General features: G+C 43.0%; 18 protein-coding genes and 1 CRISPR repeat array. Of the genes, 4 read left to right on the top strand and 14 right to left on the bottom strand.

The window, feature by feature from the left end; all coding sequences use genetic code 11:
* The 3 genes from D7Y06_RS14185 to D7Y06_RS14175 all read left to right on the top strand — a co-directional run.
* A partial coding sequence (locus D7Y06_RS14185) for a TerB N-terminal domain-containing protein (RefSeq protein WP_207667351.1) occupies positions 1-1,802 on the top strand: 1,802 nt, incomplete at its 5' end.
* Positions 1,803-1,875: 73 nt separating this feature from the next.
* Positions 1,876-2,304 (top strand): zinc ribbon domain-containing protein, encoded by a 429-nt coding sequence (locus D7Y06_RS27105; RefSeq protein WP_243119329.1) that lies wholly within the window; start codon positions 1,876-1,878, stop codon positions 2,302-2,304.
* 240 nt (positions 2,305-2,544) lie between these two features.
* Positions 2,545-3,648: a site-specific integrase gene (locus D7Y06_RS14175; protein ID WP_120408431.1), complete on the top strand. Its 1,104-nt coding sequence runs from the start codon at positions 2,545-2,547 to the stop codon at positions 3,646-3,648.
* Positions 3,649-3,800: 152 nt separating this feature from the next.
* On the opposite strand, the gene D7Y06_RS27100 is transcribed toward D7Y06_RS14175, so the two are convergent.
* From D7Y06_RS27100 to D7Y06_RS14120, 12 genes are all read right to left on the bottom strand, one after another.
* The gene (locus D7Y06_RS27100; protein WP_243119328.1) at positions 3,801-3,926 is read right to left on the bottom strand and encodes a putative holin-like toxin; all 126 of its coding nucleotides are present in this window, start codon (positions 3,924-3,926) and stop codon (positions 3,801-3,803) included.
* A 236-nt stretch (positions 3,927-4,162) separates the two neighbouring features.
* Positions 4,163-5,707 (bottom strand): glutamine-hydrolyzing GMP synthase, encoded by a 1,545-nt coding sequence (gene guaA / locus D7Y06_RS14170; protein ID WP_120408430.1) that lies wholly within the window; start codon positions 5,705-5,707, stop codon positions 4,163-4,165.
* 820 nt (positions 5,708-6,527) lie between these two features.
* Positions 6,528-8,219: direct repeats of the CRISPR family, unit length 32 nt; unit sequence ATTTCAATCCACACTCCCACACAGGGAGTGAC.
* A 163-nt stretch (positions 8,220-8,382) separates the two neighbouring features.
* Complete coding sequence (cas2, locus tag D7Y06_RS14160; protein ID WP_120408435.1) at positions 8,383-8,673, bottom strand: CRISPR-associated endonuclease Cas2; 291 nt, start codon at positions 8,671-8,673, stop codon at positions 8,383-8,385.
* 9 nt (positions 8,674-8,682) lie between these two features.
* Positions 8,683-9,714, bottom strand: a complete 1,032-nt coding sequence (gene cas1c, locus D7Y06_RS14155) for a type I-C CRISPR-associated endonuclease Cas1c (protein WP_120408428.1) — start codon at positions 9,712-9,714, stop codon at positions 8,683-8,685.
* A gap of 70 nt (positions 9,715-9,784) precedes the next feature.
* The gene (gene cas4 / locus D7Y06_RS14150) at positions 9,785-10,444 is read right to left on the bottom strand and encodes a CRISPR-associated protein Cas4 (protein ID WP_120408427.1); all 660 of its coding nucleotides are present in this window, start codon (positions 10,442-10,444) and stop codon (positions 9,785-9,787) included.
* Between the two features lie 2 nt (positions 10,445-10,446).
* Positions 10,447-11,292: a type I-C CRISPR-associated protein Cas7/Csd2 gene (cas7c, locus tag D7Y06_RS14145; RefSeq protein ID WP_120408426.1), complete on the bottom strand. Its 846-nt coding sequence runs from the start codon at positions 11,290-11,292 to the stop codon at positions 10,447-10,449.
* Complete coding sequence (gene cas8c / locus D7Y06_RS14140; RefSeq protein ID WP_158591375.1) at positions 11,289-13,211, bottom strand: type I-C CRISPR-associated protein Cas8c/Csd1; 1,923 nt, start codon at positions 13,209-13,211, stop codon at positions 11,289-11,291. The genes cas7c and cas8c overlap by 4 nt, the downstream gene beginning before the upstream one ends.
* On the bottom strand, positions 13,177-13,932 hold the full coding sequence (gene cas5c / locus D7Y06_RS14135; protein ID WP_120408424.1) for a type I-C CRISPR-associated protein Cas5c: 756 nt from the start codon (positions 13,930-13,932) through the stop codon (positions 13,177-13,179). The genes cas8c and cas5c overlap by 35 nt, the downstream gene beginning before the upstream one ends.
* A 27-nt stretch (positions 13,933-13,959) precedes the next feature.
* Entirely contained in the window at positions 13,960-16,392 is a 2,433-nt protein-coding gene (gene cas3, locus D7Y06_RS14130) for a CRISPR-associated helicase Cas3' (RefSeq protein WP_147415668.1), read from the bottom strand.
* A 193-nt stretch (positions 16,393-16,585) separates the two neighbouring features.
* The gene (gene spoIIID, locus D7Y06_RS14125) at positions 16,586-16,843 is read right to left on the bottom strand and encodes a sporulation transcriptional regulator SpoIIID (protein WP_120408422.1); all 258 of its coding nucleotides are present in this window, start codon (positions 16,841-16,843) and stop codon (positions 16,586-16,588) included.
* 580 nt (positions 16,844-17,423) lie between these two features.
* Positions 17,424-17,579 carry a hypothetical protein gene (locus tag D7Y06_RS25985; RefSeq protein WP_158591374.1) on the bottom strand — a complete coding sequence of 52 codons (156 nt, stop codon included), beginning with the start codon at positions 17,577-17,579 and terminating at the stop codon, positions 17,424-17,426.
* Entirely contained in the window at positions 17,576-18,133 is a 558-nt protein-coding gene (locus tag D7Y06_RS14120; protein WP_120408421.1) for a flavodoxin family protein, read from the bottom strand. The genes D7Y06_RS25985 and D7Y06_RS14120 overlap by 4 nt, the downstream gene beginning before the upstream one ends.
* 109 nt (positions 18,134-18,242) lie before the next feature.
* Between D7Y06_RS14120 and D7Y06_RS14115 the strand changes: the two genes are divergently transcribed.
* Positions 18,243-18,581 (top strand): winged helix-turn-helix transcriptional regulator, encoded by a 339-nt coding sequence (locus D7Y06_RS14115; protein WP_120408420.1) that lies wholly within the window; start codon positions 18,243-18,245, stop codon positions 18,579-18,581.
* A 3-nt stretch (positions 18,582-18,584) separates the two neighbouring features.
* Here D7Y06_RS14115 and D7Y06_RS26555 read toward each other — a convergent pair whose 3' ends face one another.
* Both D7Y06_RS26555 and D7Y06_RS14110 read right to left on the bottom strand, forming a co-directional pair.
* Positions 18,585-18,785, bottom strand: coding sequence for a hypothetical protein (locus D7Y06_RS26555; RefSeq protein ID WP_199714721.1), 201 nt, complete (start codon positions 18,783-18,785; stop codon positions 18,585-18,587).
* A gap of 268 nt (positions 18,786-19,053) precedes the next feature.
* On the bottom strand, positions 19,054-20,508 hold the full coding sequence (locus D7Y06_RS14110) for a TrkH family potassium uptake protein (RefSeq protein WP_120408419.1): 1,455 nt from the start codon (positions 20,506-20,508) through the stop codon (positions 19,054-19,056).
* Between the last annotated feature and the right edge of the window lie 4 nt (positions 20,509-20,512).

Below are 20,512 nucleotides of genomic sequence, written 5' to 3'. Positions count from 1 at the left end.
GTTATATTATCTCTGTATTAGAAAAAAGCAGAGATGAAAAACTAAAATCTCCCAGCATCAATTCATCAAATGCACATATGCCGCAAGAACTAAAAAATGAAACAATAAAAAGGCAAATGGATATTTTATTTGAAAGCACAGAATTAATGAACAATTCAAACAGCCTGGGTACGGTGATTAACCGAATCAAAATGGCCTGTGACACGATTGACAAGCTGAATGTTTATACATATGAAGAACTCGTTGCCGCCGGTTATAGGCCAAGAGAACCTCTGTCAAATACAAAGGACTATATTCAGAAAAATAAGATTGCAATTATCAACCAGGCTATCGAACGCAACATAACGCATGAACTCGAAGGATTAAAAACTGCAAACGGAAAACTAAACAAACTGGATAAATTGTACTTGGAAATGAAAGACAACAAATCTCTCAGTTCTGAAAACCTCTCTTTTTTAGAAGAACTGCACCGTAAAACCCTGGAAAGCCTGACTGCCAGCCAGCTTAGCACTGTACCGTCCGAAGTATTAGATTTAATATGGTTTGGGGATGGCATACACAAAAACTATAATCCGCCTGCAAAAGAGGAACAATATGCCTTAGGTGTTGTAATAACCTATACATCCCTTGATTACGGAGAACCAAGCGCTATTTTAATGAACTTGCCTGTAAATGCACCTGCCCCGAATACAATGGTTGAAAGCCCGCCATACTTTCCTTCCTATAGAGAGCTTTCTCCTGAACAGAGATGGAAATACTGGCAGTTTCTTTCCAACCCATTTTCTTCACAAAATGATGTGGGGTATGCCTTTCTTTTTTATTATGGATTAGAGAGGCATTTGTTTTCCGGAAAACTGGATCAGGCTTTTGAAATGATAATAAAGCTGCGTTCCTGTTATAGAAACCCGTCCTTTCAAAATTACACGGCTCAAGCATTATTCCTAACCTGTGTTATAAAGAAAAGAAATGACTTGGCCAGGAAGCTGGTGGAGTCTTGCGAAAAAGACAGTGATTCAACTTTTCCTGTTAATTACCTGTTAGTATTAAAACACAAGTTCGACATGGCTCTTACAGCATCCGACATAATCAAAAACCACCAGTATTTCGGCTTCGCCAACAGCAGATACATTAAAAATGAGCCAGAATTATTCCATAAAGTTCTTTCCGGCTTTTTACGCCAGAACTATAATGCGGATTCGATAAATTTAAACGAATATTTCCCCATAGATATTGACGCCCTGCCTTTGGAACAAAGGGAAATGTTCGCAAACAGTTCACTGGGCCATTACAAAGCGTCCGCTCCCATTTATAACAATAAAAAACTTTATAAAAAGGTGTCATCCCTGCTCTATGATACTCACGAAACCGTAAAAAGGAACCTGCGCTATGGAAATAATGTCGAATCAAAAGATATAGAATACTTTAAAGACACTGAAAACTTATTTAGAAAGAATTCATTTAAGAATATGACTGGACACGACTTTGAAAAATACTGTGCCCGTTTGCTATCTTTAAATGGTTTTACATCAATAAGTGTCACCAGAGATAGCGGAGATCAGGGAATCGACATTATCGCATACAAAGGAAATGTAAAATATGGAATCCAGTGCAAATTATATTCCAGCCGTGTAGGAAATTCTGCTGTACAGGAAGCTTATTCAGGAAAGGATTTTTATAAATGCCAAATAGGGGCAGTTCTTACAAATAATGATTTTACCGATTCTGCCAAGGAATTGGCGGATTCCTTGGCAGTTCTTTTATGGGATGGTAATTTTCTGAATCAGCTACAACAGCACGTATAAATCATTTTATTACACAGATAAATAAGTCAATCTTTTTTGACTTTCAATAAAATTATATTTAGGAGGAAAACAAATGAGTTTAATCAAATGCCCGGAATGCGGGAAAGAAATTTCAGACAAAGCAGCTACATGTCCAAATTGCGGTATGCCATTAAGGAGAGAAGACCGTGGAACCTACGATGTCATAATCACAAGAGAAAAGCAATGGTTTCTCGTAAATCCAAAAATAAAAATTATTGTGGATTCTGCGGATGAGTACAGTATAGAAAATAACAGCAGCATAACCATCCCCTTAACCACCGGTACACATACTTTACTATTTTCTTCAGGAGCGAGAAAAACCCAGACAGACATAGATGTGACCGAAAACATGAACATAGGAGTTAAATTCAATAGAACTTCTGGAGAAATCGAGGTCAGCGGCTATAAAACCTCATCACAGACCAATACTCCAAATATGTCTATTAGTGTTGGAGGCGGTTTATTTAAGAATATTGATTAATTCCTCATGTCGTCTAACAAATGCAATTTTGATTGTGGCCATTTTAGATTATGTCAACCATAAAAAATAGCCGTCCTTAAATCTTGGCCGATTGGACAGCTACTTTTAACGTCTTAATTCGCCATAGCAAGTGAGGTGCATTCACCTTCCGGCTGTCTTGTTAAGTATATTATTGCAACTTTTCAAGATAATTATTTAGTACAATTCTGCATCAGTGATACTAAAAGATTGGAGTAAACCATGCCAGCCTACAAATACACCCTAAAAAATGGTAAAACCATGTGGTATGCTGCCTTTAATTATACGGACTGGACCGGACAAAATAAACATACCTGTAAAAGAGGATTCAAAACACAGCGAGAGGCAAAAGAGTATGAACGGTCATTTCTGGATCAGGAAAAAAACACCAGCGACATACTCTTTTCCTCCCTTGTGGAAAATTATCTGGAAGACATGGAACACCGTCTGAAGCCTACCACAATGGAGAATAAGCGGTTTATCATTGAAGGCAAGTTGCTTCCTTACTTCGGAAGGTTGAAAGTATGTGATATTGACACCATCAAAATCCGGAAATGGCAGAATGAATTGATTTCCTACCGGGATGAAAACGGAAAACCATTCTCCCAAACGTACCTAAAAACGGTCAACAATCAGCTTTCAGCGCTGATGAATTATGCTGTGTCCCATTACCAGCTTCCATCCAACCCCTGTAAGGCAGCCGGGAGCATGGGAAAGAGCAAAGCGGATGAAATGCATATCTGGACGCAGGAACAATATGAGCAGTTTTCCGGCGCCATCCAGAAATCATCCGTAAAACTGGCTTTTGATATACTGTTTTATACCGGAATGCGGTCTGGGGAGCTGCTGGCGCTCACCCCTGCAGATATTCTTCCCACAAAGCGGATAGATATCAATAAGAATTTTGCAAAAGTCAAAGGAGAAGAACTATTCCTGGACCCTAAGACACCCAAGGCAAAGAGATGTATTTCCATTCCGGATTTTCTATATGACGATATACACGAATATATATCAAAACTCTACGGGATTGGAAAGGGAGACCGAATCTTCTATTTTACAAAATCCGCTCTGGAAAAGGAAATTAAGCGGGCATCTGAAAAGGCAGGACTACAGCCGATAAGGGTACATGACCTGCGGCACAGTCATGCAAGCATGCTGATAGAACTTGGCTTTTCCCCATTAGAGATAGCTGACCGCCTGGGGCATGAATCAGTAAAGACAACCCTTGACACTTATTCCCACCTGTACCCGGACAAGGACCAGAAGCTGGCCGACAGGCTGAACCAGTTCCGCAGGACACCGCCGCCATCAAAAGAATTTACTTGAAACCATGTACAGATTATGGTATATTGAACATAAAGAAAGACACCTGCTGGTAACAGATGCCTTTCAGGAACTCACTCCAAAGGTGGAGCTTCCCAAGCGGATTATTTACCTCTCAATGAGAGGTGCCCGTCCTGGTTGCGACAGGGCGGGCATTATTTTTTTCGCTTGTGTTCCTTATCTCTGTCGAGAAAGGCAAGCAACGCTATAACAAAGCTACCAAAGGCAATCAGCAAGCCGATTATCCCTATAAATATCAAAATGATATCCGCAGCGGTCATTGGCGCCACCTCCCTTCCTATGTATTCCGGCAAGCCGGTCATTGGCCCGGGAGGCTACCACCCCTGTCATGGGTTCCATACTGGAATACTACCACAGTTCGACAGGAATTTCAATCATATTCTCTTTTCGTGGAATATGTGGAAAGTGTTTCAAAATCAATCTCAAAACAATCTCACGGATAAAAAAGAAAGACTGAAAAGTGCTGATTTTACGCACTTTTCAGTCCAAATGTCCGTTATTCGAACTCAATCGTCCCCGGCGGTTTACTTGTCAAATCATAAAATACTCGATTAACCCCTTTCACCTCATTAATTATCCTCCCCATAACCTTTTGCATCACCTCAAAGGGAATTTCCGCCGCATCTGCCGTCATAAAATCCACAGTATTCACTGCCCGCAAAGCCACAGCATAATCATATGTCCTCTCATCCCCCATCACTCCCACAGATCGCATATTTGTCAACGCTGCAAAGTACTGTCCAATATCCTGACTCAATCCCGCATTAACAACCTCTTCTCTAAAAATCGCATCTGCGTCCTGAACAATTCTCACCTTATTGGCAGTCACTTCGCCAATAATACGAATTCCAAGCCCAGGCCCGGGGAATGGCTGGCGGAACACAAGATTTTCGGGTAGTCCCAATTCAAGTCCTGCTTTCCTCACCTCATCCTTAAAAAGATTCCGAAGAGGTTCAATAATCTCTTTAAAATCTACATAGTCCGGCAATCCCCCTACATTATGATGCGACTTGATGACAGCCGACTCTCCTCCAAGTCCGCTCTCCACCACATCAGGATAAATCGTACCCTGCACCAAAAAATCCACGGCACCAATTTTCTTTGCCTCCTCCTCAAACACCCGTATAAATTCTTCTCCAATAATCTTGCGCTTCATTTCCGGCTCAGTAATCCCTGACAGTTTGTTGTAAAAGCGCTCTTGAGCATTCACCCGGATAAAATTTAGTTCATAAATCCCCTGGGTTCCAAATACCGCTTCCACCTCATCCCCTTCATTTTTACGAAGAAGGCCGTGATCAACAAAAACACAGGTAAGCTGACTGCCAATGGCTTTTGCCAGTATAACAGCTGCCACGGACGAATCCACTCCGCCAGAAAGTGCACAGAGCACCTTGCCATCCCCCACTTTTTCACGAATTTCACGGATAGAATTTTCCACAAAAGAATCCATTCTCCAGGTGCCCCTGCAACCGCAGATATTTCTTACAAAATTGTAAAGAATCTTCGTTCCTTCTTCTGTGTGCAGCACCTCTGGATGGAACTGGATAATGTACAAATTTTCATCTCGATTTTCTGCTGCCGCCACCGGACAGTCTTTCGTATGAGCAACAATTTCAAATCCCGGTGCCGCCTTTGAAATATAATCGTTATGGCTCATCCAACAGAGAGTTTTTTCCAAAACATCCTTAAACAGCGGTGATTTCACATCCACAGTAACTTCTGTTTTCCCATATTCCCGCACAGGCGCCTTTTCCACAGTACCCCCAAGCACATGCATCATTAGCTGCGCCCCGTAGCACAACCCAAGCACTGGAATACCCAACTCAAATAATTCCTTTCTATAAGTTGGAGAATCAACCCCGTAACAGCTATTTGGCCCTCCGGTTAAAATAATACCTTTGGGATTCATCGCTTTTATCTGCTCCAAATCCGTGCGGTAGGAATAAATTTCACAGTATACATTGCACTCCCTGACACGCCTTGCAACCAACTGGTTGTACTGACCACCAAAGTCAATAACAATTACCTTTTCCTGATCCATGAACAGTTTCCTCCTATTGTCTTTCACTAATTTATTATTATAAAATAGGTTTCAAGAGTTTACAAGGACAACTTGTCATTAAATTGAATCCCCTTATTTCCCCAGTGGAAAAAAATGAAATATAACACCCAAAAGTTTTTTTCAAAAGCCTGTCAACACAAGGCAATTTTTTAAAATAAATAGAAAGATCACTGTCAATAATAGTTATCTTCTCTTCTTTGTAAATCATAAACACCATTCAATACGGTTTTTAAAGCAATATCAAAACTATCATATGTAAACATAGGATTTCCAAATCCACTATAGCTTCCAATAGAAAAAATCTGCATAACTTCAAACAAGCCCTTATGTTGGGAAACAAAATCACGATAGGAATAACATACCTCTATATTTGTTTCCCTATTCTTCAGCTAATGATTTTTAGTTTACATTAGTCAATACCTCTCTCATCTGTCATATTAGTCTCTGTTTCTATAATCGTTTTCTTATCTAATTCTGCTTTCATAATCGCTTCTCTTTACAAAATGAGTATACGTTACTTTGTTACACTTTGTAAATTTTTAAATGACGGCTCCTCATAAGCCTGATGTTTTTCTGCGCTAAATAATTCCAATTCTAAGATAAGATTCTCATTCTTTTCATGATTGCTAACACTTCATTGTTTAGTAAATACATTATCATAAGAAAATCACTTTTCCTCATCAGATAAACATATATTAATGAAAAATATATTAACAGATTGTTTGTTATCTTAGTAAATTAAATTTCCACACGAGGAGTGACGTAGGCGATCGTTGAGTTCCGACGCAAGTATCTGTAAATTTCAATCCACACTCCCACACAGGGAGTGACTATTCCAGTACCCACAACACAACAAAACACGCCAAAATTTCAATCCACACTCCCACACAGGGAGTGACAGTTGATTACTTTGGACTGCACTTTAATTTTGATATTTCAATCCACACTCCCACACAGGGAGTGACAATGCGCTTGGCTCTATATTTGGATGGCAGTTTATTTCAATCCACACTCCCACACAGGGAGTGACTTCCGTTGCAAAGATCTCGTCAAAATGCACAATCTGTATTTCAATCCACACTCCCACACAGGGAGTGACTTGCAGAACTGCGAACAACACAGTCAGACCAAGGATTTCAATCCACACTCCCACACAGGGAGTGACGGTTGTGCCGTAGGTGTCAGCGCACACGCAACCTATTTCAATCCACACTCCCACACAGGGAGTGACGGTTGTGCCGTAGGTGTCAGCGCACACGCAACCTATTTCAATCCACACTCCCACACAGGGAGTGACTATGATTTTGATACTTGCGAATGGACGGAAGAAATTTCAATCCACACTCCCACACAGGGAGTGACGCTTCTTTTCAATGCATGCCCCAAATCTAAATATGATTTCAATCCACACTCCCACACAGGGAGTGACCCTTTGTCCGGCGCATTTCCCAAATATCATGCATATTTCAATCCACACTCCCACACAGGGAGTGACTATCTCTATTCTCTAATCTCTGTGTAACGTTGTGGATTTCAATCCACACTCCCACACAGGGAGTGACCGAGACAGGCAAGGCAAGCTTTTCCGTGAGTAAAATTTCAATCCACACTCCCACACAGGGAGTGACAATGCCACAATATCCTACCAGAAGGTCAATACGATTTCAATCCACACTCCCACACAGGGAGTGACTAAATCCGCTCCAAGTCCTGCTCTATGGTTGTGTTATTTCAATCCACACTCCCACACAGGGAGTGACGGATGGGGAGGAGAAAGAGGACATTCTGTAATGATTTCAATCCACACTCCCACACAGGGAGTGACGACGACAAAGCCGGAATCCGGATACCGGGAGGAAGAATTTCAATCCACACTCCCACACAGGGAGTGACAAAAGAAGGAGGGAAAGAAAAAATGCAAATCACAAATTTCAATCCACACTCCCACACAGGGAGTGACGACCTTATCCGGGAGAGACAGGAAATTATGCTAAATTTCAATCCACACTCCCACACAGGGAGTGACTGTTGCGGGCTATCTTATAGGATGGCTGACAGGGATTTCAATCCACACTCCCACACAGGGAGTGACCCGGTGCAGAGCTGGCGGAATAAAAAGGAGGAAAAATTTCAATCCACACTCCCACACAGGGAGTGACCGGGTCAAATAAAGACTTTTTCATTAGATTACCATAAATTTCAATCCACACTCCCACACAGGGAGTGACGAATGTGAATAATACTTCCTCTAATTCTAATTGATTTCAATCCACACTCCCACACAGGGAGTGACCAGAAAAGCTGAAAACAAGCGTGAAGATATTGACATTTCAATCCACACTCCCACACAGGGAGTGACTTGTTCACGGCGGTTTCTGGGATTACAACGCTCAATTTCAATCCACACTCCCACACAGGGAGTGACGAAATCCCTTGGGGATAACGGTGGTGAGGATTCAATTTCAATCCACACTCCCACACAGGGAGTGACAGCAAAATTGCCTAATCTTTCAGCAATCTTGCGTTCTAATTTATTGAATTCCAACAAACCCGCCGACTCATATGCCTGGTTTATTAAAATTATTATACTATTTCCATAAAAAATCTGGTGCGAACCCCCCTGGAAAATAATGTTCACTTCTGGTTCGCACAGCTTATATCATTAGTGTTCCTTCCGCATCATAGGACTCTTTAACCCCAAAATGCTCAACCTTGTGCTGATACTTATTGCCCAGATTATAAAACCGCAGGCTGTCTTCCTTTTCATCAATAATAGACATTAATTTATCCTTAACCGTAAGCAGTTGTGAGGAGTCCAGAATACACTCAAATACTGAATTTTGAACTCTTTGCCCATAGTTTACGCATTCCTTTGCAACCTTTCTCAGCCGCTTTCTTCCCGCAGCGCTCTGGGTGGAAACATCATATGTAATCAGTACTAACAATTCCATCACCTACTTCCATAAAAAGGGTGGGTATTCCTCCAAATCCCCCCGGATGGTTCGTGCCAGCAGCAACGCCTGTATATAAGGAACCAGTCCCCACTCCATTTTTTCCTTCAGGAAAGGATGGGTGAGTGTTTCTTTTTTACGGTTCTGCCAACTGTGAAAGAAAACCTTTCTGCCCTCCTCATTTAATAAGACTGCCTGATCTTTTTGCTTTTCAAAATGTACTGCCTGAATTGCTTTCGTATTAATCAGAGTCAGCATAAACCGGTCAGCCAGAATGGGACGCAGTTCCTCCATCATATCAAGGGCAAGTGAGGTACGCCCCGGCCTATCCCCATGCATAAATCCCACATAGGGGTCAAGTCCCACGCTGTAAAGCGCATTGGCACATTCCCCCGCCAAAATGGTATAGGCGAAAGACAAAAGTGCATTTACCGGGTCAAGAGGCGGCCTCCGGTTTCTCCCGGTAAAAGAAAAATCTTCTTTTTGATTCAGGATTAAATCATGAAAAACAGAAAAATATTGTTCCGCCGCCTTTCCTTCCACCCCCCGCAGTTCATCTAAGGCGGATACCTCCTGAACTCTGTTTAAGGACTCGTACAAAACATTTGAAATCTGTTTCAGTTTTTCTGCATCTACACGGTATGCATGGTCCCGCAGCGTCCGCTCTATACTCCATCTTTTATTGTATATTTTTCCCGTAATCATATTTTTGGCATATGCAGTGCTTCTCTCCCCGTCATCTGAAATTCGGTACTGTTCCTTTCTCAAAAGCACATTCCCATATTCTTCCCCCACTGTCCTGGCAAGAAATTTCCCTCTGGGAGAAAAAAAGCTCATACCAACCTGTCTGTGGGCACATGCTCCCATCAGGGCAGGGGATGCGCCTTTATAGGTAAAACACACAACATTTTCCAATGTGTGCAGGGGAAACCTGCCCAGGACTTTCTCCCCGTTTTGTATCACAATATTTTCCCCCTCCAGGGTGAGATAACAGCTTTCTGTCATCACATATAAGGTGTTTAACAATTTTCGCATTTTTCCTCCCGGTGTAATTTACAGCCTTAAGAACCATTACGAAATAACATGGCGACTTTGTGACGGTACTTTACTCTCCGCCATAAATATTTTTCTCAATATACTTTCTCACATCCCCGCTTTTCTGCAGTTTAGGCAGACACAGATTTTCCAGAGAACAGGATTTACACTGCTTGGAGGGCTTGGCGCCTGGGGTATGTCCCCGCCGAAACATTTCATGCATTTTATCTGCCGTTCTTTCTACCTCACTGCGGAGTTCAGAAGTAAACTCCACCTGATGCCTTCTTCTGTTTTCACCATAATACAGAAATCCTTCCGGGATATCCATCTGGAACATTTCTTCCAGACACACTGCCTGTGCGCAGAGCTGTAATTCATCTGCATTATTTTCTTTCACCGTCCCCCGTTTATATTCCACCGGGACAATGTTCCACTTTCCCTCATACCCAAACAAATCTATGCCATTTTCATCCTGGTGAAATTCAACCACATCGCATTGTCCGCTAAGGCCCAGACTGCGGGAAGAAATCCTTAGTCCTCTCACAGTCAAAAGATTCCCCCGCTTTTCAAAAGCACTTTCATCATGTGCCTTTTTATGCATGATTTCACCGGCGGTTGTCCTGTAATTTTCGGCCCACTGCTGCTCAATATGTATCATGGCCCACTGTCTTTTACAGAAAGCAAAATGCTGAATGCCGGAGAGCATCAGATAATCTTCTTCTGCGTACATGTTTAAATCCCTTCAATTTCTTCCAGTTCCAGATCCGGCAGAGAATCCACCCTTATCTCATAATCCGAAAATTCCTTTGGGTCCTCCGTTTTTGCTTCGATATTTACCAATCTGTGGACTTTTGCAGAAGAATACTGTCCCATAGGGCAGTTGTGCTTCCACCAGTATACCCTGCAGACTTCCATGCTTCCATCCGGCCTTGCGGAGGAACAGTCATTCACAAAAAGCGTCCTGAGCGCCTCCTTGATTTTTTCCGCATCCTCATCGCTAAATCCTGTCTTTTGGGCAAGCTGATGGTTGATACTGCCTTTTATAACGTATAAAGCGGAATGTATGCTGTGCTTCATTCCCATGGTGTCCGAAGATTTCTTCTCCTTTGTCTCGCTGTTTACGCTTTTTGTAATCTGCATACTTTCCACAGACACAGGCAGGACGCTGAATGCAGAGTGTACGGACACAGGCCCCCGCACCCCCACCGATACACTGTCATCTCTAAAGGCAAATACCTGCCCAAAACTGCGCACGTCAATCCAGGTCTCGCAGGCTGCTTTTGCATACTCCACTTTATCTTTCGCCTTTAAGGCTTTTTGCATTCTTTCATTTTTTTGGGCTCTGTCAGCAAGGCTCCTGCATTCATCGATGCAGCGATCCTCACTTTGCACAAACAGATTTTCCCCCATATCCTGCAGTCTGTTCCTGATTTTCCGTTTAATGCACACATCGGATATTTCCCCATATCCCTCGTATGTCTCCCGGGGCCTGTTTCCATTTAATGGGTCTCCGTTGGGATTTGCATTTTGTACCATTACCAAAGCTTCAAAATCAATTTTGTTTGTAAATTCACTCACTGTTCATTCTCCTTTGCTTTAAAATTTTGTAACTCACTTTTCATATATTCCATCTGCAGGTAATATCCCGGCAGATACATCTCAGACAATGGCCTGTTGTCAAATCCCTTGTCCGCCAAATGAGTCATAATTTCCCCTGCCCACTCTTCAAACTTTTTCAGTTCATAATCCTTTAATTTTTTCTCATAGGAAATCAGGTTCTGCTTTATGGTTTTCAATGTTTTTGCCGGCCTGCTGCTGTAGGCATTCCAGTACCGTTTCGCATTTGTGGTGCGCTGCTCTTTTACCTTTCCATCTTCACCATACTCAAACATAGCCCGTCGCTCCAGATAATCGTATACCGCCAAAAGCCTTCCAAATAAAACACTGCGGTTGTCCAGATTCTCCTCCAAAAAGTGCTCCATTGTTTTTCCTCCCTTCTCATAATTAAACCGAATCATTGCACATGTTACACATAACACTTGATTATACCAAACCTTTTCATCCATAGACTGAGGCATGGACGATCTCCTTACAGCCGATCGAATCATATCCTCAGGAATCTTCACATTTTTTGTGATGCATGGCAGAAGGCGGTAAACAGAAGCCTTGATTAGCTTACTGTCCCCATACAGCCCCATTGTCCTCTGTGTTCCAAAAGCTGCAAGGGCCATATCTCTCGGGGAGGGGGATGCATCACATAACAGGCTCTTTCTCTCCCCCCCTGCCCCGGCAATATGAATAAAGCGCTTCCACTTACAGTGTTCCTGCCAGTAAAGCAGGGCATTTATAAATTGAGTGCCCCCCATCTCATCATAGTACACCACAGAAAGCCGTCCTGTAGTGGCAGCGTCAAGGGCAAGCACTGCCACCTTGTCATTCTGCTTAATTTTTCCGGCATATCCCATAACCGCAAGGTTAAACTGCTGTGCAAAGATTTTCCCCGTATCATTTTTCTTTCCGCTCTCCGGAACGTTAAGAAGAAGGCTGTTTAAATCAAACTCATCTACTCCCTCATAGGCATTGACGGAATCCCTCATCATATCGGGAAGCTTCATATCCCTGTTGGCCATAAAACAGACAATTGTGGAATCGTCTCTGGTGTATCCCTGTTTTTGAATCAGCCACTTCAGGGCATTATGGGCTTTTTGTGACGCTACATATCCCAGGGACACTGCCTGGGCCTTTGCGGTAAATCTTCCCCGGTAAGTAAATCCTGATTTGTCATTTCCGGAAATTAGCTTTGCTTTATCACCGCTGTTGCGTATTTTGGAAGGATGCTTATCCGTACAGGGTTTTATCTCCCCGGAAAGATAACATAAGCTGACCTCTCCCCCTTTTTTTTCATAATAACTGCCGTATCTCTCATAAAGTTCCCGATTTTTCCACACCTGGGGAATATCGTTCCCATAAACGGTAAACCTTACATTTGCCCCGGTCTGCCCCAAACCATGAATTTTTATGGTGTCCGTAAGCCTGCCCCCGTCAAGTTCCAGGGTTTTTTCCCTCACCAGATCCTGTATCAAACATCCCTTCTCCAGATACTTTCGTATCGCCGCAACCATGGGATGGGAATATTCTGACTCTGCCCAGTCTCTAAGGTTGTCCATATAGGATTCATAGTACTCCTCTTTTTTATCTCCGGTATACCTGGAATAATCCCCGGCAAGATAACACAGCTTATCACACAGCGCATGTGGGAAATTGCCATGTCCTCTGGATGCAGAATCCTCCGTCACGGGAATAATCGTCACCGCATCTGATCCCTTCTCCAGTTTTTTAGAATTGAGAAAATTCCCTTCCCCGTCAATGGCAACTTCTATCTGGGCATTAAAGGTGGAATGGGACAGGGGCAATAGCACCGGCTGGCCGTTCTTTACCACGCCGGCTAAATTCTCATTTAATTCATATACATGAACCAAAGTGTTCAGCAGTGCCAAAAACATCACCTCCCTCAAATTCACCAAGGCCGGTAAAATTCTCCCCAAAAGTAAAGTTTTTTTCCTTTGCCTTGTGCAGTACCCGACGAATCTCACATTCCTCGGGACGGGGAAAATGTATCACTCCGTCTTTCATTCTGGCATTCCACAAACGGACAGTCATTTTTCCCTTTTCCTCCTCTCTCACCGCTTCATCGGGGTAGGTAATTCCATGGACCATAATCCCAAAGGAGAGGTCCATATCATCATACGCCCCTTTTCCTTGATGAAACCCACAGGGTTCCACGTATCCCTGACATTCTCTTGCCCCTAAAAAAATATCTCTTCTCCCTCCCCTTTCCAACATTCTCCTGGCAATGTCATAATGCTTATTTTCATTTCTGTCCTGGGCCAAATCTTTCCTGTTTTCATTCCACTCAAAGTGTGCCTTTACCCTGTACTCCACCTTCCGCAAATAGGTGTAAAAGGACAAATCATTTCCCCCGGTATATTTTATAGGGCGGATTCCCTTGGACTCCGTCTGTATGGGGTTCATAATACGGCACTCGTCTATTACCCATACAATTGTAGGCTTCCAGTAAATGGATTCCGTAATTCCTTTCAGCGCCTGATATGTCGGTATCTGGTAGCTGAACTTTTCTCCCCCTGTCTTCGATATGGGGTCTGTAAAAAGGGCATATTCCCCAAATACACTGTACTCTATGATATTGGGCTTTTCCATTTTTAAACCTTCCTCTCTGTAAAATATTTAAAAGATAAGGGGTTCCCACTCCCCCGTAATCCCTTTCTCCTCCGAATAGGCCCCCGGAGCGGCAGCCATGTAAAGCTCCGGCGTTTTCTCGCTGACAGGCTGTATCAGCCCCTGGTATTTTTCCAGCAAGTTTTGCCGTACACTTACAGTATATCTCTGTGCCAAGCGTATACACTCCTTTATTTCTGAAAAATCAGAAGCCTCCTGAATCCTCTCGATAATCTCCTCCCCCTTTCCATAGGGCACAATAACCCCAAAGGAATAGTCGTCTATGACCTGGTATGCCTGTCCCGCCGTTTTATACGCCTGGTTCATAAAATTCTTTTTCTCCTCCAGCCTAAATCCCCTTGACAAAAGTTCCACAATACTTGTATCCATGTTTATTAAAGGAAAATCCATTTCGTCTGAGGCTTTTGCATATAATTTCTTATAATACAAATCCATCCACCGGGGCATCAAAAGACTGTCCTGCCGGGGGCTTTTCCTATACTCATAAAAAACTTCCTCCGTCACATCCCTGCTTTGAAGAAGCTCTCCCATATTTCCGGTGTTTTCCCCCTCCAATGCAATCACATGGACCCTTCCGTTTTCCATCTCGCCGTTTCTGTTGCACCGCCCTGCGCTTTGTGCCAGGCTGTCAAGCCCTGCCAAAGACCGGTAAACACATGCAAAAGATATATCCACCCCCGCCTCTATCAGGTTGGTACTTACAACCACAATCCCCTCCCGGCCCTTATGAAGTTTTTTCTTTATCCCATCGATCTTATCGCTTCTGTGCTGGGCACAGAGATTTGTGGTGAGATACTCTGCATCTATATTTTTTTCTCTCAAAATATCATACAATTTTCCCACTGCCGATTTTGTATTTAAAATCACAAGGATGGAAGGATATTTTAAGGTCTGTCCTGCAATTTCATCTCCCAGGCTCTCTAAGGTGTATTTCTTCCCCCTCTGGGGAATATGTATTTTAACCCGGTCAAATACCCTAAACCATTGGCTGGCATTTGAAATCATATATTTAGGCTGGCTGTAGCACACCGGGCGCTCCGCCGCCTCTAAGGCAGGCTGGGTTGCGGTACATAAAATAACATTTGTGCGGCACACTGCATGTAAAAAGTTAATCATATAATTAAATGTGTGGACACACTTTAAGGGCATAGACTGGACTTCGTCTATCATGACAACAGCATTTGCCAGCCTGTGCATACGCCGTACCGACTCGCTTTTATTGGAAAATAAGGTATTCATAAACTGCACAAATGTGGTGCAGATAAAGGGGCTTTCCCAGTTAATCTCCAGCCGGGATATCCTGCTGCTGTGGTAATCCTCATCCTCATCCTCTTTCTCCCTGTCCCTTACAACGGAGGAGTGATGCTCCAAAACCCATTCTTCCCTCCCCACTGCCTCCCGGAACACTTTGGCGTTTTGCTCCGTGATGCTGATATAGGGGGATACATAAATAATGCGCTCCGTCTCCGGATGATTCTTAGCGTATTCCAGGGCATATGCCAGTCCGCTTAAAGTTTTCCCCCCTCCCGTGGGAATGGGCAGGCAATAAATTCCGACGGGATATTTGGCAAATTCCCTGCACTCCTCCTTAAGCATATTCCGCCCGGATATAATCTCCTTTTCCTTCTCTGTCAAAGAGGCAAAATCTATGGAATCCCCTAACTTCCTCATATAGTCCTCATAATTGCAAAAAGCCTCCTGGAATACCTCTCCCGCATTGCTATAAACCTGCTTTTCCAGGGTATCCACATCACCCATAAAATCTGCTGTTGCCTCCCAGTCCGCATCAATTAGCACAGACAAAAGAAGCCTCTGAAGGCAGGAAAAAAGAAAGAAACTGCAGTCCTCAAAAGCTTCCCTGGGATTTCCTCTTTTCAAAAACTCCGGTTTCAGTTTTTTAAGCACCCCGTTTAACCTATCCCAAACCAGTGCAAATTCCTGTAATGCCTCTTCAAATATCTTTTCCGCCTCATACTGAAATAGATAATCTCTCAGGGCATTCATCCGCGCTTCCTCATAATCCTCCACCTGGCTTACTTTTTTGAAAAACACATCCCTCTGCTCTGGGTCCACGCAGTCAAACATGCCGTGGTGGGCGGCCACGGCATAGGAAATCATCTCCGCTAAAATCCGGGCGATCCCGTCTTTTTCATGGTACATATCATAAATATATTTTGCCCCGGTAGATGCATGGGGAATAGTACCCCTTAACCTTTGCTTTTCTCTTTCATCCGATGATATATAGTTCTCAAATTTCTGCTTATTCTTCCCCATATCATGGAGAATCCCGCACAGGGACATAACCTGTGATAAGCCAATCCTTTTTCCCTTTTCCCCGCATAAATATGCCGTCTTTTTTGTATGCTCCTCCACAGATTCTTTCCTGCCGGAACCGTCTTCTGCAATGTGGGCTGTCAACAAAACCACTCTCCTCAAAAATATAGTATTTTAGTATATCATGAAAATACAACCGTAAATCTGTGAATGGTAAAATTATATCATTTTCTGTCAAAAATAACAAAATTTTGGGATATTTCATTATACACAAAAAGCAGGAAAAGAAATCTGCATTTCTTTCCCTGCTTGCTGCCGCCATCCGATCCAAAACCACTTTTTACAGGTGTTGCTGATGGAGATATTTTTCCCTTGTAGCCAGACCTCCCCGGATATGTCTCTCTGATTTATTCACATCCAGAACTTTTCTTGCTTTCTGGGCAAGGGACGGATTAATCTGGGTAAGGCGTTCTGTTACGTCTTTATGTACCGTACTCTTGCTAATCCCAAACTTTTTTGCAGTCTGTCTCACCGTTGCATTGTTTTCAACAATATATTTGGCGATATCCATCGCTCTCTCCTCTATATAGCTTTTCACAAAAAAACCCCTGCGATACTTGTTTTTACATTGTATGCAGAGGTCTATTTTGTTATTCACATTTTCTTAAGCATATAAATCCAGCTCTTTTACAAGTCCTTCCCGGACTGCCAATGCAGCGTCTCCCAAAAGCACGCCTCCTTTTTCTTCCACACATGTTCCGTCCGCATACAACATGCGGATTTTCTTCCATTGATAAGCTCCCGGAATGACTTTTTCAACATTTAAAAATCATAGACAACTTTTACCCTGTCTAAAAGGGTACACACAACCTTTCTGTCCTCCGGCATTAGATACCGTGGAATTACAGGGCGAAGCTCACAGGCAAGTTTTCTCTTTGCCATGAAAAACGGCGCTTTCCAAACATCATAATATGCCACATTTGGAGGAATTCCGCCGCAGCCCCGCTAAGCCTTGCCACAAAGCCTCTTCCCCACAAACTCCGGTTCTCATTGGCACCGCCGCTCCTTACTACACCCTTCCTCATAATAGCAGAAAAGGGACTTTGTAATATCCTCAATAAAACTGCTCAATTCTTCAGGCATTACAACCGGCCTTTTATAACATTTCATCTCTTTTATCAGAAAACAATAAAATTTGTAAAGCCGGTAAAACTCATCGTCCCGATACCGTCATAGTCAAACAGACTGTAAGTTCCCGAAATAATTAACGGGATAATGGTAAATCCCAGGAATAAAAGCAAAGCCGGCAACTTATAAAAACATAACACTGTCAAATAGATTTTCCTAATTCTTCTGCTTCATTAAGCTGCCCTGTTTTACTTAAAATTGCTCCTGCGTCCATATTTCCACCCGCATATACAATGCCGATATTCTTCCAGCCTAAGTGAGCGGTCAAGCCCTCATAAAAAGCCCTGACAGGGGCAAAATTGCTTTCTGTGTCACCTTCAGCAGCCATAAGTAAAATGCAATCCTTTTTGGGATTTTCATAGTTGGGGTTCATTTCTGCTACGGCAAACAAGCGGTCAAAAGCGCATTTTAACTGACCGCTGATTCCCCAGTAATACATAGGGGAAGCCAGTACCACAAGATCGGCTTGCATATACGCCGGATAGATTTTTGACATATCATCTTTTTGAACACAAGGACATTCTTCATCTTTTCCGCCGTTACAACAGCCTAAACAGCCGTGGATATTCATTTTTTGCAAATCAAAGCAAGTTACCTCATGCCCGGCTGCTTCCGCTCCTTTCGTAAAACTTTTAATCAGTTCTTTTGTGTTCCCGTTACTGCGGGGGCTTCCGTTCAAAATACAAATTTTTTTGCTCATATACTGTACACCTCCAAAGATTATGCTATAATTATCGCAGCACATACAAACAAAATAAAGTACGCACATTCATGTTAGATACTAACCTAAAGGAGAGTATAAAACGTATATGATTAAAGATTATATTGACAAATCTAATTTTGAGGATACTGGATTCAGTTATACCTTATCGCTGATTAGTGGAAAATATAAAATGGTAATCCTGTATTGTCTGATGGAGTTTCAAGTTGTACGATACAACGAACTGAAACGCTATATAAAATCAATCTCACATAAAACGCTTAGTAATTCGTTAAAGGAATTGGAAAAAGATAAACTTGTTATCCGCAATGAATACCCTCAAATTCCTCCAAAAGTAGAATATCGTTTATCTCCAAAAGGGCAATCTCTCATGGAAATATTAGACCAATTATGTATATGGGGTGAAAAATATAAAAACCTCTCTTAAATATCATGTAGGAATGAGAGATATTCCGTAGCAGTCGGCATTGGTGGGAAAATCTAAACTTTTGGATTTTTCCACAATGCTTGTCTTTTGGTCTTCGCTTTCTTTGGTTCGGACTAATGTGGCGCTGGCGGGCTGTCTCTTGTTTCGGTTGCTTGCTTCTTTACCGTACATGAGCAGATGGGCGGGGCTGTCAACAGCAGGCACAGCCCGTTCATCTTGCCCGTTGACTGCCCCGGCTGGATTTGATATCTACTTGACAAACCAGAAGTTGTCGCTGTGCGGGTTATTCTTTTCTAAATAAATTAGATATTTTCCAGTACCTGCCGCTTTGCCGATACATCCCAAAAGATATCTTCTCCGATATACTGATATGTCATACATCACCATTCCTTTCTTTTTAAGGAAAGTATAGCGGAGAAAGGGAGTTTTCTAAATCGAAATATTTTGCTTTATAGGTAATAATTTTTACTATTTACCGATGTTTCCATGCCGACCGGGAAAACAGAATCAAAATAGGGAATATTTCCAGACGCCCCGCCAGCATATCCACAATCAGCACAATCTTTGAAAAAATGCTGTAAGCCCCAAAATTGCAGGTAGGCCCCACGGCCTCAAGTCCTGGCCCGATATTGTTAAAGCAGGCCATCACCGCAGAAAAATTTGTGGTAACAGAAAAATTGTCAATTGAGATTAATATAAAACTAAATAAAAAAATGAAGGTATATGCAGCCAGGTAGGCATTGGTATTGTCCAGAATCTTTTCCGCCACTGGCTGTCCATTAATCCTCACCACCTGCACTTTCTGGGGATGGAGGACTTTCTGTACATTTCTTCTTAAATTTTTCATTACCAGAAGAATACGGATGCACTTAAATCCGCCGCCGGTGCTGCCGGCGCAGGCCCCTACCACCATAAGGCACAAAAGAATGGTTTTGGAAAAATTCGGCCACAAATCAAAATCCGTGGTGGCAAACCCTGTGGTAGTCACCACGCTTACCACCTGAAACGCCGCATGGCGGACAGTTTCCCCCAGTGTGGAATAATATCCTTTCAGATTCCACACAATCAAGGCAATGCTGCCCAGTACCATGCCGAAATACAACCGAAGCTCTTCGTCCTTAAAGACATTGTAAAACTTCTTTAAAATCAAAAGATAATAACAGGTAAAGTTCACCCCGAAGAGAAACATAAACACCGTGCACACATTCTGCAGATAGGGACTGTAACTGGCAATACTGTCATTGCGCACCCCGAACCCTCCTGTACCGGCGGTTCCCAGTGCCGTACACACGGATTCAAAAGGGGACATGCCCCCAAGGAGCAGAAATACTACATCTAAAAGTGTAAGTACTATGTACAACATATACAAAATCCTTGCCGTGGTCTTCATCTTGAGCACCAGTTTCCCCACATTAGGCCCCGGGCTCTCCGCCCGAAGGAGGTGCATGGTAAATCCCTGTTTACTGTCCGCTGTGGAAGCCACAGCCAAAAGAAATACCAGCACCCCCATTCCCCCTACCCAGTGGGTAAAGCTCCGCCAGTACAAAATGCTTTTGGACAGGCTTTCCACCTCCGGGAGAATGGATGCCCCTGTGGTGGTAAAACCTGATACCGTCTCAAATAACGCATCAATAAAGCGGGGAATTTCCCCGGAAAAATAAAAAGGAAGGGAGCCCAAAAGGCTCATAAAAATCCAGCTTAAGCCCACGCACACAAGACCTTCCTTGGCATGAAAACCTTTCCCCGCCCCACGGCACAACTGCAAAAGCCCCACGGCGAGGAGAACTGTCACTCCAATTCCCAATATAAACCCCTTTACCGCATCGTCTTCCTTACAATACGCTCCAATTAACAGGGCCGGCAGCATAAAAGCGGCCTCCACAAGCAAAATCCGCCCCATAAACCTGCCCATCATTTTATAATTCATTGCT

The organism is Roseburia sp. 1XD42-69 (assembly GCF_003612565.1).
Lineage (GTDB): Bacteria > Bacillota > Clostridia > Lachnospirales > Lachnospiraceae > Roseburia_B.
The sequence above is the reverse complement of the archived record's forward strand: the minus strand, read 5'-3'. Positions and strand labels throughout refer to the sequence as shown.